The organism is Tritonibacter mobilis F1926 (assembly GCF_000376545.2).
GTDB lineage: Bacteria > Pseudomonadota > Alphaproteobacteria > Rhodobacterales > Rhodobacteraceae > Epibacterium > Epibacterium mobile.
The window spans coordinates 1,119,442-1,133,178 of sequence record NZ_CP015231.1; the positions used below are offsets into that span (position 1 = coordinate 1,119,442).

Below are 13,737 nucleotides of genomic sequence, written 5' to 3' on the forward strand. Positions count from 1 at the left end.
GGGGCGCTGCCCCCTCTTGCCCGGGCCGGGCAATTCACCCCCGGGATATTTCTCGTTAGAAGAGGAGGGGCCTCTGTGGCGCAGGTACTGTATCTGACGCATCCTGAGGTGGGTATTGATCCGGCGGTGGCGGTTCCTGATTGGGGCTTGAGCGCCCATGGCGCGGCGCGGGTGGCGGATCTGGCCAAGCGCGGCGCGTGGAATGGCTGGCATGTTGTGACAAGTGCGGAGCGTAAGGCCCTGGAGACGGCATGGCCGCTTGCTGCCGCAGCGGGCACCGCCGTTGAGGTACGTCCTGACATGCATGAAAATGACCGCTCGGCCACGGGGTATCTGCCGGGGGCGGAGTTTGAGGCCGTGGCGGATGCGTTTTTTGCCGACCCTGAGGTCTCGGTGCGGGGATGGGAGCGGGCGGTGGATGCGCAGGCGCGGATTATGCGCGAGGTGCAGGCTGTTTTAGCGGCGCAACGCGGGCAGGACGTGATCTTTTGCGGTCATGGCGCTGTGGGCACGCTTTTGTATTGTGCGCTGGCCGGAGAAGCGATCTCGCGTCGCTGGGATCAGACCGGGGGTGGGCATTATTTTTCATTCGATCTTGAGCATATGACACCTGAGACGCATTGGCAGGCACTGGAGACACTCTGGCGTTAAGCGGATGTGCAAGGATCGCGGGGTAAGCTTTGACGACTCAGTGATTGATTCTGACTGTTATACTTGGGATTTGACTTTGTGATCACAGCAATCTGGCTTGTGATCACAACGTGTAGAAATTGCGACAAACGGCAGCGATAACAGGTGATTTTTACCACTCGTTTGCGTGACAGTGCGCAAAAATAGGCTAAAATGTCGTCAGCTAACCGGAAAGGAGCCAACATGGCCGATGTCAATCGGGGCAATCGCCCGCTTTCGCCGCATTTGACCATCTACCGCCCGCAGCTCACCTCTATGTCGTCGATCATGGTGCGGATCACCGGAATCGCGGCGCTTGGGGTGGCGCTTCTGGTGGTGTGGTGGCTCTTGGCCGCTGCAACTTCGGAGAGCGCATTTGCGTTCATCGACGGATTGATGCGCAGCTGGCTGGGAGATCTGGTCATGCTCGGCGCGGCTTGGGCCATTTTTTATCACATGCTCGGACGCCTGCGTCACGTGGTCTGGGACTTCGGCTACTGCCTGGAGGTTGAGACCTCGGAGAAGCTGGGCATCGGCATGTTCATCGGTGCAACCGTACTGACCGTCCTTGCGGCGATCGTGGTCTGAGGGGGCAGAGTTCATGAATTATCTCACCGACCGTAAACGCGCAGAAGGCCTTGGAGCCGGGGGCGCAGGGACGCATCATCACTGGCAGATGATGGTCAGCTCCATCTTGCTGGTGTTTCTGGTTCCGGCCTTCGTGATCACCTTTGGGCTGGGTCTGGGGGGCACCTATGAAGAGGTGCTGGCCTATTATGGACGCCCGGTGCCTGCGATCATCACCGGCCTCACGCTGGTGGTTGGCATCATCCATCTGATGCGTGAGGCGCAGGTCGCGGTGGAGGATTACATGCACGGGCTGGCGGAAAAACTGACGCTGATCGCCGTTGCGGCCTTCTCCTACACGATGATTGCCGCGGGTCTCTTTGCCCTCGTCAAGCTCGCCCTGTGATCCGCGCGGTAAGGAACAAAGACGATGACAGCAGCATATGAATATGAAACCCACGAATATGACGTGGTGGTTGTGGGCGCCGGTGGCGCGGGTCTGCGTGCGACGCTTGGCATGGCCGAGCAAGGCCTGCGCACGGCCTGTGTAACCAAGGTGTTCCCGACCCGCTCGCACACCGTGGCGGCGCAGGGTGGTATCGCGGCCTCGCTTGGCAATATGGGGCCCGACAGCTGGCAGTGGCACATGTATGACACCGTCAAAGGGTCTGACTGGCTGGGTGACACGGACGCGATGGAATACCTCGCCCGTGAAGCGCCCAAGGCGGTTTATGAACTTGAACACTACGGCGTGCCCTTCTCGCGGACTGAGGAAGGCAAGATCTACCAGCGTCCCTTTGGCGGCCACACCACCGAGTTTGGCGAAGGCCCGCCGGTGCAGCGCACCTGTGCCGCCGCCGACCGGACCGGCCACGCGATCCTGCACACGCTTTATGGTCAAAGCCTCAAGAACAACGCGGAATTCTACATCGAGTATTTCGCCATCGACCTGATCATGTCCGACGACGGGCAGTGTCAGGGCGTGGTGTGCTGGAAGCTTGATGATGGCACCATGCATGTCTTCAACGCCAAGATGGTGGTGCTGGCGACCGGCGGTTATGGCCGCGCCTATTTCTCCGCGACCTCGGCCCATACCTGCACCGGCGATGGTGGCGGTATGGTGGCACGCGCAGGTCTGCCGCTTCAGGATATGGAGTTTGTGCAGTTCCACCCGACCGGTATCTACGGCTCCGGCTGTCTGATTACCGAAGGCGCGCGTGGCGAAGGCGGCTACCTGACGAACTCCGAGGGTGAGCGCTTTATGGAGCGTTATGCGCCCAACTATAAAGACCTCGCACCGCGCGACTATGTCTCGCGCTCCATGACCATGGAGATCCGCGAAGGTCGTGGTGTGGGTGAACATGGCGATCATATCCACCTGAACCTCAGCCACTTGCCTGCCGAGGCACTGGCGGAGCGTCTGCCGGGGATTTCCGAGTCTGCGAAGATTTTCGCAGGTGTCGACGTCACCAAAGAGCCGATCCCGGTTCTGCCGACCGTGCACTACAACATGGGCGGTATCCCGACGAACTATTGGGGTGAGGTGCTGAACCCGACCGAGGACAACCCGACCGGCGTCGTGCCGGGCTTGATGGCCGTGGGTGAGGCGGGCTGTGCATCGGTGCATGGTGCTAACCGTCTCGGCTCCAACTCCTTGATTGACCTTGTGGTCTTTGGTCGTGCATCGGCTATTCGCGCTGGCAAAGTGGTGGACCCAGAGGCACCCAACCCGGTGCTCAATCAGGCGTCGATCGACAAGGCGTTCGATCGCTTTGACGGGCTGCGCAACGCCAAGGGTGGCACGCCCACCGCAGAGCTGCGTCTGGAAATGCAGCGCACCATGCAGGCGGATGCGGCGGTGTTCCGCACCGACAAGACCCTGAAAGAAGGCGTCGAGAAGATGGAGGTGATCGCGCAAAAACTCGACGATCTCCATGTCACCGATACTTCGCTGGTGTGGAACTCCGACCTGATGGAAACGCTGGAGCTCACCAACCTGATGCCCAACGCACTGGCCACTATTGTTGGCGCTGAGGCGCGCAAGGAAAGCCGTGGTGCGCATGCGCATGAGGATTACGCTGAGCGTGACGATAACGCATGGCGCGTGCACACTGTGGCGCGGGTTGAGGGCAACAAGACCACCCTCAGCTATCGTCCTGTGATCGTTGATCCGCTGACCAATGAGGACGAAGGCGGTATAAGCCTCAAGACCATCGCACCGAAGGCACGGACGTTCTAAATGAGCGTTGCGCCTCCTCGAATCTTGTGCGTCGGCACGCATCACAAGACGGGTACCGTCTGGATGCGGCGTGTCTGGCGTTTGATCGGGGAGGCGCTCGATATTCCTTTTGTGCCGGTTCACAATCCGGCCAGATGGAAAAAAATCCCGCAGACGGGGCGTGCGATTGTGGTGAACTGGGCCGGGGCCTTTGCGCCGGAGCTGTTCGACAATCCAGAAGCAAGGTTCCTGCACATCATCCGCGATCCGCGCGATGTGTTGTTGTCCGGGGCGCGTTACCACGAAAACAGTCCCGGCCGGCAAGAGCGGTTCTTGCATGGCCCGCGCGAGGACCTTGGCGGCAAGAGCTATCAGGAACACCTGCAGGCGCTGCCTGATCCGGTGGCCAAGCTGGATTTCGAGATGCAGAATATGCATCTGAAAACACTGAATGAAATGCTCGCGTGGCCCTATGGGCATGACCGCGCGATGGATCTGCGCTACGAGGATCTGATTGCGGATCAGGACTGCGCGATCTTTGTGGGCGTGTTGCGTTTCTTTGGCTTCAGTGAGGCCGAAATTGAAACCGCGCGGCAGATCTACTATGACAATTCGCTGTTTGGCGGCCTGAGTTCTGAGAGCGGCGTTGGGCGCACCGCGACCCATGTCTCCTCGGGCAAGGCGCGCCAGTGGCCTTCCAAGCTGCCGCGCGCCGCCGCAGAGCGCTATCTGGAGTGTCACGGCGACGATCTGATCACGCTGGGCTATGAGAGCGACAAGGACTGGCTGTCGCGGCTGGAAACTGACCAACAGGCAGAGGCCGCAAGCCCCCCTTTCGCACAGGCGGCAGGGGGGACGGCATGACCTCTGTCGCAGCCCTCGCCACCGTAGAAAATGTCTGGAGCGCCCTTGGCATTGCGCCCACGTCTGCGTTGCGGATGACCGGCATGCGCCGGTCCGGCAACCATGCGATTGCCAATTGGCTGCAACGCAACGCGGATCATGCGTTGTTCTTGAACAATTGCCGCCCCGGTCATGACCCGCTGCGCAGCCACAATGGCATCGAGGTCTCGGGCCTGCGATATGATGGCAGCCTGCAGGATGCCGCGGTAGACGCGGGCGAGGGCGCGCTGTTGCTGCTCTCTTACGAGGACACGCTGCATCTGCGCTTTGACAGCAAGGACAACCTGTCTGGCCCCTATAAAAGCGCCAGTTTCGACGGCGATCTGCTGATTTACCGCAGCTTCCTCAATTGGAGCGCGTCGCTGCTGAAAAAGCTGCAACGCAATGAAAGCTATCGCTCGGCGGACCGTATGGCGGTGATGGCGCGGGCGCTGGCGACCTATGGCGATCTGCTGGTTGAGGTGCGCGAGGCGCAAGACAGCGGGCGGATCGCGGTTTGTTATGACGCGTGGTCTCGAGATGAGCTTTACCGCGCGCGCGTGCTGGCGGATTTGGGGCTGACGCTTCGGGACAACAGTCTTGGTGCGGTGCAGCCCTATGGCGGCGGGTCGAGCTTTCAGCTTGATGTGGCGGCTGCCGAGGATCTGCACTCGCAGGAGCGCTGGCACGCGATGATTGGTGACCCGGAATATCAGATGCTGCTGCGTCTGGCGGCATTGGACCGCGCGTTTATGGACCGTCTTGAGGCGTTGTTTCCTGCCGATGCGGCGCTGATGACGCGCCTTCCCGCATTGCCCGAACTTGACGCGGAGGTCTTCTCATGATCCCGCGCCCGACTGAAATGCGCAGGTTCTGCGCCCAAGATGACGCCCGGATCTGTCCGGGCCCAGCCCTCTCTCCGCGTGCGCTGCCTTTGGCAGTGGTCGCGGGCAGCTAAGCAAGGAGACACGATCATGGTCGAATTCGCACTTCCGAAAAACTCCAGGATCACCACTGGCAAGACGTGGCCCAAGCCAGAAGGCGCAACCAATGTCCGCAAGTTCCAGATCTACCGCTGGAACCCGGATGATGGCAAAAACCCGCAGGTCGATACCTATTTCCTCGATATGGATAAATGCGGCCCGATGGTTCTGGACGCGCTTATCAAGATCAAGAATGAGGTCGACCCGACGCTGACCTTCCGCCGCTCCTGCCGTGAGGGCATCTGTGGCTCTTGTGCGATGAACATCGACGGGATCAACACGCTGGCCTGTATCTATGGTCTCGATGAGGTGAAGGGCGACGTGAAGATCTACCCGCTGCCGCATATGCCGGTGGTGAAGGACCTCATTCCCGATCTGACGCATTTCTATGCCCAGCATGCCTCGATCATGCCGTGGCTGGAAACCAAGACCAACCGCCCCGCCAAAGAGTGGAAACAGTCCATCGAGGACCGCAAGAAACTCGACGGTCTCTATGAATGCGTGATGTGCGCATCCTGCTCCACCTCCTGCCCGAGCTACTGGTGGAACGGCGATCGCTATCTCGGCCCCGCCGCGCTGCTGCACGCCTATCGCTGGATCATCGACAGCCGTGATGAGGCCACCGGAGAGCGCCTGAACCAGCTGGAAGACCCCTTCAAGCTCTACCGCTGCCACACCATCATGAACTGCGCCAAAACCTGCCCCAAGGGTCTCAACCCCGCTAAGGCAATTGCGCATATCAAGAAAATGATGGTCGAACGCACCGTTTGATTAATCAGGACGGTTTGATCGGGACTGTTTGATCAGGACTGAAAGGTCACAAGATTTGCCCCGGAGCCCAAAGCGGCTGCGGGGTTTTCTTTTGCTGCTTTGTTCGGCCTACCGGCCAAACGGGACCTCTTGTTGTATCGTCAAAATAGGCGGCCGCCCATTGAGGCGGAGGATTGGAAGGGGTGGAAAGCCCCATGTCCGAAAATGAGCTCGGATCGGACCCAGCCTGCACCCAATGAGGGGGTGGTCTTTGGCGGGCCAGTCTCCTGTTGGTCTTTGTGTCGCGACGCATTGATCCTGCCAGATCCGGGTGAAACACCGCTCAACAGGGCGCGCGGCGGGGGCGCAACGGGTCTGGGAGAGCTTTGCTTGCAAGGGGTGCATAACCCCCTTGCAAAACTGTCTGATGCGGCAGTGCAGCATTGAGCCTAGATTACCCGCGAGGGAGGCGCTGATACTGACATGACGAAAGACACCCCGATGACCAATCTGATCTCCGCCCCGATCGCCCAAGCCCAGGTTGAAGCCGACAAAACCGCTGCTGTGGCTGCGCTGGCTGTGCTTGAGGACGCATGGTCCTACTACACCCCCGAAGCCCCTGTAGCGACCCGTGAGGTTGAGGCACAGGACGGTGTGATTGCCTACTACGAGGCGGCCTGAGGCCACCTCGCTTGAACCGGCGCGCGCCACCGTGTAGGTCGCGAGCATGCCGGTTCTTCTGATCCTTTTGTTACTGGGGGTGCTCAGCTATCTTTATTGGCGCCGTCACACCACGACGCTGACACGCGATTGTCGCTGGCGGCGCGCACGTAGCGGGCCGGGCTGGCACTGCGCTTTTTGTGGTGCCGTTGATGACGATGCACGGCCACCGCGCCACTGCAGCCGCCGCGCCCCGCACTGACATTGCCACATGCGCCACGCCGACCCGTCAGGGGCGGCGCCGGGCCCAAGGCTTTGCCCGGCATCTGTGATGCAGGGTCAAAGGGGCGGGAGCCCCCCTCGCGCATTCCATGAATCTATCTGGTGAAGCCGCCGTTTGTTCCGGGTGAGGCGAAGCTCCGCGAAAAGCCCAAACCTACCGATCCGTGGATTCGAAGCTGTCCATTTCTCTAGCGACCTGGGATACGCATTCTTCTATTTCGCTGATGCTGGTGTCGACTATCAAGCGATCTTCCCGCCACGGTTCGAACGTACGATCGGATACTGTCTGCCAGTCGGGGACGACAAACCCCGGGATGTCGCTTGCGCGTGCTTTTACTCGGCTCCGATGGAGCGCCCTATCGGAACACACCACTTCGACGTTCAAAATACGGGCGTTGCCAGATGCAGCGGTCTCAGCCCATAGGTTCCTTGTGATTTCAATGGGATTGACCGTATCTGCTATCACGTCGAAACCGAGTAGGAGATTGTCGCGCGCCACGGAAGCGATTGCGAGATAACCTGCATCTTCTGCCCGGTTGATCTTGAGAACGCTGTTCTTCAGCGCAGCCTCAACGGAGTCCACCCGCAAATGAACGGCTTTTACTTTTGCTGCTAACGCCTTCGCCAAGGTTGTCTTGCCGACTCCCGGAAGGCCTGAAAGAGAAACGAGTATTGTCATTTCTGGAGCGTATCATTGGCCAAGTGGACGGACCACATTGACGGCAGCTTCGTCCGCATCCTGTCAGTTTACGCACTCCTGCGCAGGGCGGCTGTTGTGTCAGCGTGAGGGCGACCCTCGGGGATACGATGTGGTAGGCCGCGTGGGCGTTGCGGCTGTCTGAAAGCATCAAAGTCGCACATGGCAATGAGGAATGCGCATCCGGGCGCGTCACCCTGGCCGGCTCACTGTAGCGCGCACGCTAGCACGCGGAGCTATGCAGAAAAGAAATATCTTCCTTGCAGAAATTGGTGCTTGATCGACTCGAAGTTTTGCCCGATATGCGCGCTTAAGACGCCAACGCACGCGCCTCTGTCGAAAGGGTTCACAGCCCTAGGGTTACGTAGCGACGGTAACGTCTCTGATGGAACTGAGCGGCCATAGATGGCCGGGTCTTTTGGAGATGACCATGACTGTATTCGTGACCGGGTCTGCAACCCGCGACGACGTGACTCTTGTCCCTCGCCACCTGCAATATATCGCCAACACCCGGTTCGAGCGTCCGACGCTGGTGATCGACAGCGAAGCTGTGGCGCGTCAGTACATGGGCCTTGCCCGTGGTCTGGGGCGTGCGCGTATCCACTACGCCGTCAAGGCCAACCCGGCACCGGAAATCCTGCGCCGTCTCTGTGCGCTGGGGTCGAATTTCGATGCCGCCAGCCGCGCCGAGATCGAGATGTGCCGTGCTGCCGGTGCCTCTGCTGCGCGCATCACCTTTGGCAACACCATCAAGAAACCCGCAGACATCGCATTCGCGCATGCACTGGGGATCACCCATTATGCGGCGGACGCGGTGGAAGAGCTGGAAAAGCTCGCTGAGCACGCACCGGGCGCACATATCTGCATTCGTATTTTGGTCGACGCCACCTCAGCCGATTGGCCGCTGAGCCGCAAATTCGGCTGCGCGCCGGATATGGCGGTGGGGCTGATGGACCGCTGTGTTGCGCTGGGTCTGGTGCCACATGGGCTGTCGTTCCATGTGGGCTCGCAGACCCGCGAACCTCAGATGTGGGAGCCGATCCTCGATCAGGTTGCCGACGTCTGGCAAGCGGCCCGCGCGGCAGGCCATGACCTGAAACTCCTGAACATCGGGGGTGGTTTTCCAGCAGGCTATCGCAATGCGGTGATGGCGCCTGAGGTCTATGCCACCGAAGTGATGAAGCGCGTCAATGCACGCTTTCCCGATGCTGCCGAGGTGATGGCGGAGCCGGGTCGCGGACTGGTGGCCGAAGCCGGTGCGATCGCCGCTGAGGTGATGCTGGTGTCGCGCAAACACGACAGTGATCTGCACCGCTGGGTTTACCTCGACATTGGCAAGTTCTCCGGTCTTGCGGAAACCATGGACGAGGCGATCCGCTACAAGATCACCACCGACCGCGACCATGAGACCATGGGTGCTTGCGTGCTGGCGGGGCCGTCCTGTGACAGTGCCGATGTGCTCTATGAAAAGCAGCCCGTTCAGTTGCCGTTGGGGCTGAAATCTGGCGACCGCGTGGTGATCCACTCTTGTGGGGCCTATACTACCACTTATGCGTCGATTGGCTTCAACGGCTTCCCGCCGCTGGATGTTGTGGTGCTCTGAGGTCATCAGGGCGCTGAGACGCCCCTAAGCGCGTGAACCGTTGTTCGGCTGCAAGGCCGGACAGCACTCACCCAAGGTCGGGCGCTATCCTTGTTCTGTTAAGCCATGTATCAGGTAGAAAACAGAACAGGGAGACCCGCGCAGAATGTCCGACACCCAATTCCCCATTCCCGCCGACGCAGACACCCGCCGCGCGGTGCCGCCGGTGATTTGCTATCCAAATGAGACCTTGCCAAAGCCCGATCTGGCGCTCTATCGCGCAGCACGGGACGGCGCGGAAAAGGTCGCAGAGGTCACCGTGCCGCCGCGCGAAGCTGCCACCTTTGAGGTCGCCGCCGGGCAGTTCTTCCGTATCTCCTCCATTGAAGGGCCGCAGGTGGGAGACCTGAACCTGTGGAACCGCAATGACATTTCCGAGCGGTTCTTTTCCGGCAAGACCCGCGCCCTGCATGGCACCCATGTCACCACGGGCGAGCGGCTGTGGTCGAACCTGCCTTATATGCGCCCGATGGCGACGATCATTGCCGATACGCTGGAATGGTACGGAATCGACGCCTATGGCGGCTCCGTGCATGATGTGATCGGCACGCGATGTGATCCCTACACCGGCAATCTGCTGCAAGGCAGCCAGTATCACCATTGTTGCCATTCAAACCTGACCCGGGCGCTGGCCGATCACCTTGGCCTGTCGCTAGCGGAGGCGGAACCGCATGTGCATGACGTGCTGAACGTCTTTATGTGCACTGGTTTTACCCGCGATACCGGCCAGTATTTCATGAAAGCAAGCCCGGTGCGTCCGGGCGATTATCTGGAGTTTTTTGCCGAGATCGACCTCCTTGGCGCGATGAGCGCCTGCCCGGGTGGCGATTGCTCGGCCGAGCATTCCAGCGATACGGCGGCCTGCCATCCGATGCTGGTGGAGGTCTTCGCCCCCAGAGAAGGCAGCCTTGCCGCGTGGCAAAGCCCTGCTCTCAATGGCTATGACCGCAGTCACGGGCGCTGAGCGGCGGCGATAAAGCGGTGAATAAAAAGGGCCGTCCCTATACTGGGGGCGGCCCTTTTTGGTGACATCCAGCATCCACCAACTCCCTTGCGCGGGGAGAATGGATACGGAGAAACGCGGCTTAAGCGAAAGCCGCTGCGAGGGCGATTTCCACCATCTCACCAAAGCTGCGTTCGCGTTCCTCAGACGGGAGAGCTTCGCCGGTTTGAAGATGGTCGGATACGGTCAGCACCGCGAGGGCGCGGCGACCGTAGCGCGCGGCGAGCGTGTAAAGCTCTGCCGCTTCCATCTCCACTCCGAGGACACCATGGCGGACCATCTGTTCATTGAGGTCGGGGCGCTCGTCATAAAAGGTGTCGGAAGAATAGATCCCGCCCACATGGGGCGACAGACCCTGTGCTTCAGCAGCCTGCACCGCATTGCGCAGCAGGCTCCAGTCGGCACTTGGCGCGAAGTTCACGTCTTTGAATATGGTACGGGAGGGCGTGTTGACGCTGGTGGCGGTCATCGCGATGATCACATCGCGCACCTTAACATGCGGTTGCATGCCGCCACAGGATCCGATGCGGATCAATGTCTGAACGTCGAAATCCCGGATCAGTTCGTTGGTGTAGATCGACAAGGACGGCATCCCCATGCCGCTGCCCTGGATCGAGACCCGGTGTCCGTTCCACATGCCCGTATATCCAAGCATTCCGCGCACTTCATTTACGAGGCGCACATCACTTAGAAATGTTTCCGCTGCCCATTTGGCGCGATAAGGATCGCCCGGAAGTAGGACGGTTTCGGCGTAATCACCTTTTTGTGATCCAATATGCACAGTCACTTAATCGCGCCTTCCGTATCAAATTTCCAGATCGGATATATCGACACCATTGCTGAGTGCCGTATGGACCCAATGCGGTTTACGGCCACGGCCTGTCCACGTTTCGTCCGGATTTTCAGGATTGCGGTATTTCGGGCTTGCTTTTGATTTCCGTGCGGCACCTTTTGCCGAGTTGGAAAGGACTTCATCGAGGGAGAAGCCATATTCAGCAGCTGCCTGCTCTGCAGCTTTCAATGCTTCGGTGCGTTCGCGCTGTTCGGCATCTTTCAGTGCCTTTTCAACGTCTTTGCGCAACTGAAGCAGGTCCTTTCGGGACATTTGGTTCAGATCGAGGGACATAAGTTTTACTCCGTAGAATTTAGCCACGACAAAAACTTCGGGCTAATGCACTTAATGCCCGAATTCTCAGTGCAGTTCAGCACTTAATTTTCGTTTTTAGCGGTTTTCGGCGAAATTCGTCTGAGTGGAATTAAACTGATGTGTTTGTTTTTGCGAGCTCGACTATATCTTTCATGATTGAATTTAGTTCGAAATTCTTTGGTGTGTAGACTCTCGCAACGCCCATATCGAGAAGCATATTTGCGTCGTCTTCGGGAATAATTCCCCCCACAACAACAGGCACATTTTCCAGTCCTGCGTCGCGAAGTTGGGCCAATGTGTCCTTTACCAATGGCAAATGGCTGCCCGAAAGAATGGATAGACCGATGACATGGGCTGAGTCGCGTTGCGCACTGCTGACCAGTTCCTGCGGCGTGAGGCGGATGCCGTCATATGTAATGTCCATGCCGCAATCTCGGGCGCGGAATGCGATCTGCTCGGCGCCATTGGAGTGGCCATCAAGGCCGGGCTTGCCCACCACGAATTTTAAGCGACGGCCAAGCTGATCCGATACGGCGTTCACCGCGTCGCGCAGATCATCAAGCCCTTCTGTCTTGTTGGACATGGACGCGGAGACGCCAGTGGGGCCCCGGTAGGTGCCATAGGTCTTGCGCATCTCCTCGGCCCATTCGCCGGTGGTGACGCCTGCGCGGGCCGCGCGAATGGAGGCAGGCATGATGTTCTCGCCCTCGCGTGCGGCCTTGCGCAGCCCTTCAAGTGCTGCGGCCACCTCGGCGTCATCGCGCGCGGCGCGCCATGCATTGAGACGTGCGATCTGATCGGCCTCAACCGCCGGGTCGACGGTCATGATGCCGCCATCCTCGGTTTGCAGCGGCGAGGGTTCCCCATCGGTCCATTTGTTGACCCCGACCACCACAGTCTCGCCGGCCTCGATGCGGTTCAGACGTTCGGCGTTGGAGTCCACGAGGCGAGACTTCATGTACTCAATTGAGGCAACCGCACCGCCCATACCCTCCAGCGTGGCAAGCTCGGCGCGCGCGCCGTCCTTCAGCGTTTCGACCTTGGCATCCACCACCGGGTTGCCATCAAAGAGGTCGCCGTACTCCAACAGGTCGGTCTCATAGGCGAGGATCTGTTGCATCCGCATCGACCATTGCTGATCCCAAGGGCGCGGCAGGCCAAGCGCCTCGTTCCACGCGGGCAGTTGCACCGCGCGGGCGCGGGCCTTTTTTGAGAGCGTCACGGCGAGCATCTCAATCAGGATGCGATAGACGTTGTTTTCCGGCTGCTGTTCGGTCAGCCCGAGAGAGTTCACCTGCACGCCATAGCGGAAGCGGCGGAACTTTGGGTTGTCGATCCCGTAGCGTGTCAGGCAAATCTCGTCCCAGAGGTCCACAAAGGCGCGCATCTTGCACATCTCGGTCACGAAACGGATGCCCGCGTTCACAAAGAACGAGATGCGCCCGACCAGCGCCGGGAAATCCTCGGCGGGCACGCGGGGTTTCAGCTCGTCGAGCACCGCCTGCGCGGTGGCCAGCGCAAAGGCCAATTCCTGTTCCGGCGTCGCGCCGGCCTCTTGCAGGTGGTAGGAACACACATTCATCGGGTTCCATTTGGGCACGTTTGTATAGCAGTACTCCGCCACATCCGCGATCATCTTGAGGCTGGGGGCCGGGGGGCAGATGTAGGTGCCGCGGCTGAGGTATTCCTTGATCAGGTCGTTTTGCACCGTGCCCTGAAGTTTTGACACGTCTGCGCCCTGTTCTTCGGCCACCGCAATATAAAGGCTAAGGAGCCACGGCGCGGTGGCGTTGATGGTCATCGAGGTGTTCATCTGCTCCAGCGGGATCTGGTCGAACAGCGCCCGCATGTCGCCGAGATGCCCTACCGGCACGCCGACCTTGCCCACCTCGCCCCGCGCCAGCACGTGATCGCTGTCATAGCCGGTCTGGGTCGGCAGATCGAAGGCCACGGACAGGCCAGTCTGACCCTTGGCGAGGTTTGCGCGGTAGAGGGCGTTGGAGGCGGAGGCGGTGGAGTGGCCCGCATAGGTGCGGATCAGCCAGGGCCGGTCCCGGCTGGGGGCTTCGGGGCGTTCATTCTGCGCGAGCGACATGGCGGGCCTCGTGAATCATCGTGAGAGCAATAAAGTTACGTTGAAACGATCTAAACTGGAATTATGCTACCTTGTCAATTCGCCGCGTTGCGGCAATTGCTGCGCTGCCACTTTTGCACCTGCAGAAGATGTACGGTTACAG

At 59.9% G+C, this 13,737-nt stretch carries 14 protein-coding genes; 10 read left to right on the top strand and 4 right to left on the bottom strand.

All coding sequences use genetic code 11. From position 1 onward, the window contains the following. Window positions 1-75 precede the first annotated feature (75 nt). The 8 genes from K529_RS20775 (at window position 76) to K529_RS20815 (ending at window position 6,750) form a co-directional block, all read left to right on the top strand. Window positions 76-651 (top strand): histidine phosphatase family protein, encoded by a 576-nt coding sequence (locus tag K529_RS20775; protein WP_005680100.1) that lies wholly within the window; start codon window positions 76-78, stop codon window positions 649-651. 222 nt (window positions 652-873) lie between these two features. Then, window positions 874-1,257, top strand: a complete 384-nt coding sequence (gene sdhC / locus K529_RS20780; RefSeq protein ID WP_005680101.1) for a succinate dehydrogenase, cytochrome b556 subunit — start codon at window positions 874-876, stop codon at window positions 1,255-1,257. Window positions 1,258-1,270: 13 nt separating this feature from the next. Continuing rightward, complete coding sequence (locus tag K529_RS20785; RefSeq protein WP_005680103.1) at window positions 1,271-1,642, top strand: succinate dehydrogenase, hydrophobic membrane anchor protein; 372 nt, start codon at window positions 1,271-1,273, stop codon at window positions 1,640-1,642. Between the two features lie 24 nt (window positions 1,643-1,666). Then, window positions 1,667-3,475 (top strand): succinate dehydrogenase flavoprotein subunit, encoded by a 1,809-nt coding sequence (gene sdhA / locus K529_RS20790; protein ID WP_009175752.1) that lies wholly within the window; start codon window positions 1,667-1,669, stop codon window positions 3,473-3,475. Beyond that, entirely contained in the window at window positions 3,476-4,318 is an 843-nt protein-coding gene (locus K529_RS20795) for a sulfotransferase domain-containing protein (protein WP_227512303.1), read from the top strand. Beyond that, window positions 4,315-5,181 carry a hypothetical protein gene (locus K529_RS20800; RefSeq protein WP_005651338.1) on the top strand — a complete coding sequence of 289 codons (867 nt, stop codon included), beginning with the start codon at window positions 4,315-4,317 and terminating at the stop codon, window positions 5,179-5,181. The genes K529_RS20795 and K529_RS20800 overlap by 4 nt, the downstream gene beginning before the upstream one ends. A gap of 129 nt (window positions 5,182-5,310) precedes the next feature. After that, window positions 5,311-6,090: a succinate dehydrogenase iron-sulfur subunit gene (locus K529_RS20805; RefSeq protein ID WP_005651340.1), complete on the top strand. Its 780-nt coding sequence runs from the start codon at window positions 5,311-5,313 to the stop codon at window positions 6,088-6,090. 462 nt (window positions 6,091-6,552) lie between these two features. Further along, entirely contained in the window at window positions 6,553-6,750 is a 198-nt protein-coding gene (locus tag K529_RS20815; RefSeq protein ID WP_005651344.1) for a hypothetical protein, read from the top strand. A gap of 415 nt (window positions 6,751-7,165) precedes the next feature. On the opposite strand, the gene K529_RS20825 is transcribed toward K529_RS20815, so the two are convergent. Continuing rightward, on the bottom strand, window positions 7,166-7,690 hold the full coding sequence (locus K529_RS20825; protein ID WP_005634745.1) for an AAA family ATPase: 525 nt from the start codon (window positions 7,688-7,690) through the stop codon (window positions 7,166-7,168). Between the two features lie 403 nt (window positions 7,691-8,093). Here K529_RS20825 and K529_RS20830 point away from each other — a divergent pair, with 403 nt between their 5' ends. Together K529_RS20830 and K529_RS20835 are read left to right on the top strand one after the other, a co-directional pair. Next, window positions 8,094-9,311 carry a type III PLP-dependent enzyme gene (locus tag K529_RS20830; RefSeq protein WP_005634748.1) on the top strand — a complete coding sequence of 406 codons (1,218 nt, stop codon included), beginning with the start codon at window positions 8,094-8,096 and terminating at the stop codon, window positions 9,309-9,311. 145 nt (window positions 9,312-9,456) lie between these two features. Further along, on the top strand, window positions 9,457-10,314 hold the full coding sequence (locus tag K529_RS20835; RefSeq protein ID WP_005634751.1) for an urea carboxylase-associated family protein: 858 nt from the start codon (window positions 9,457-9,459) through the stop codon (window positions 10,312-10,314). Between the two features lie 121 nt (window positions 10,315-10,435). Here K529_RS20835 and deoD read toward each other — a convergent pair whose 3' ends face one another. The 3 genes from deoD to K529_RS20850 form a co-directional block, all read right to left on the bottom strand. Continuing rightward, a complete protein-coding gene (gene deoD, locus K529_RS20840) occupies window positions 10,436-11,140 on the bottom strand; it encodes a purine-nucleoside phosphorylase (protein WP_005634753.1) in 705 nt (234 codons plus the stop codon). 18 nt (window positions 11,141-11,158) lie between these two features. Next, complete coding sequence (locus K529_RS20845; protein WP_005634757.1) at window positions 11,159-11,479, bottom strand: H-NS histone family protein; 321 nt, start codon at window positions 11,477-11,479, stop codon at window positions 11,159-11,161. A 130-nt stretch (window positions 11,480-11,609) separates the two neighbouring features. Further along, entirely contained in the window at window positions 11,610-13,595 is a 1,986-nt protein-coding gene (locus tag K529_RS20850; RefSeq protein WP_046002300.1) for a protein meaA, read from the bottom strand. Window positions 13,596-13,737 lie beyond the last annotated feature (142 nt).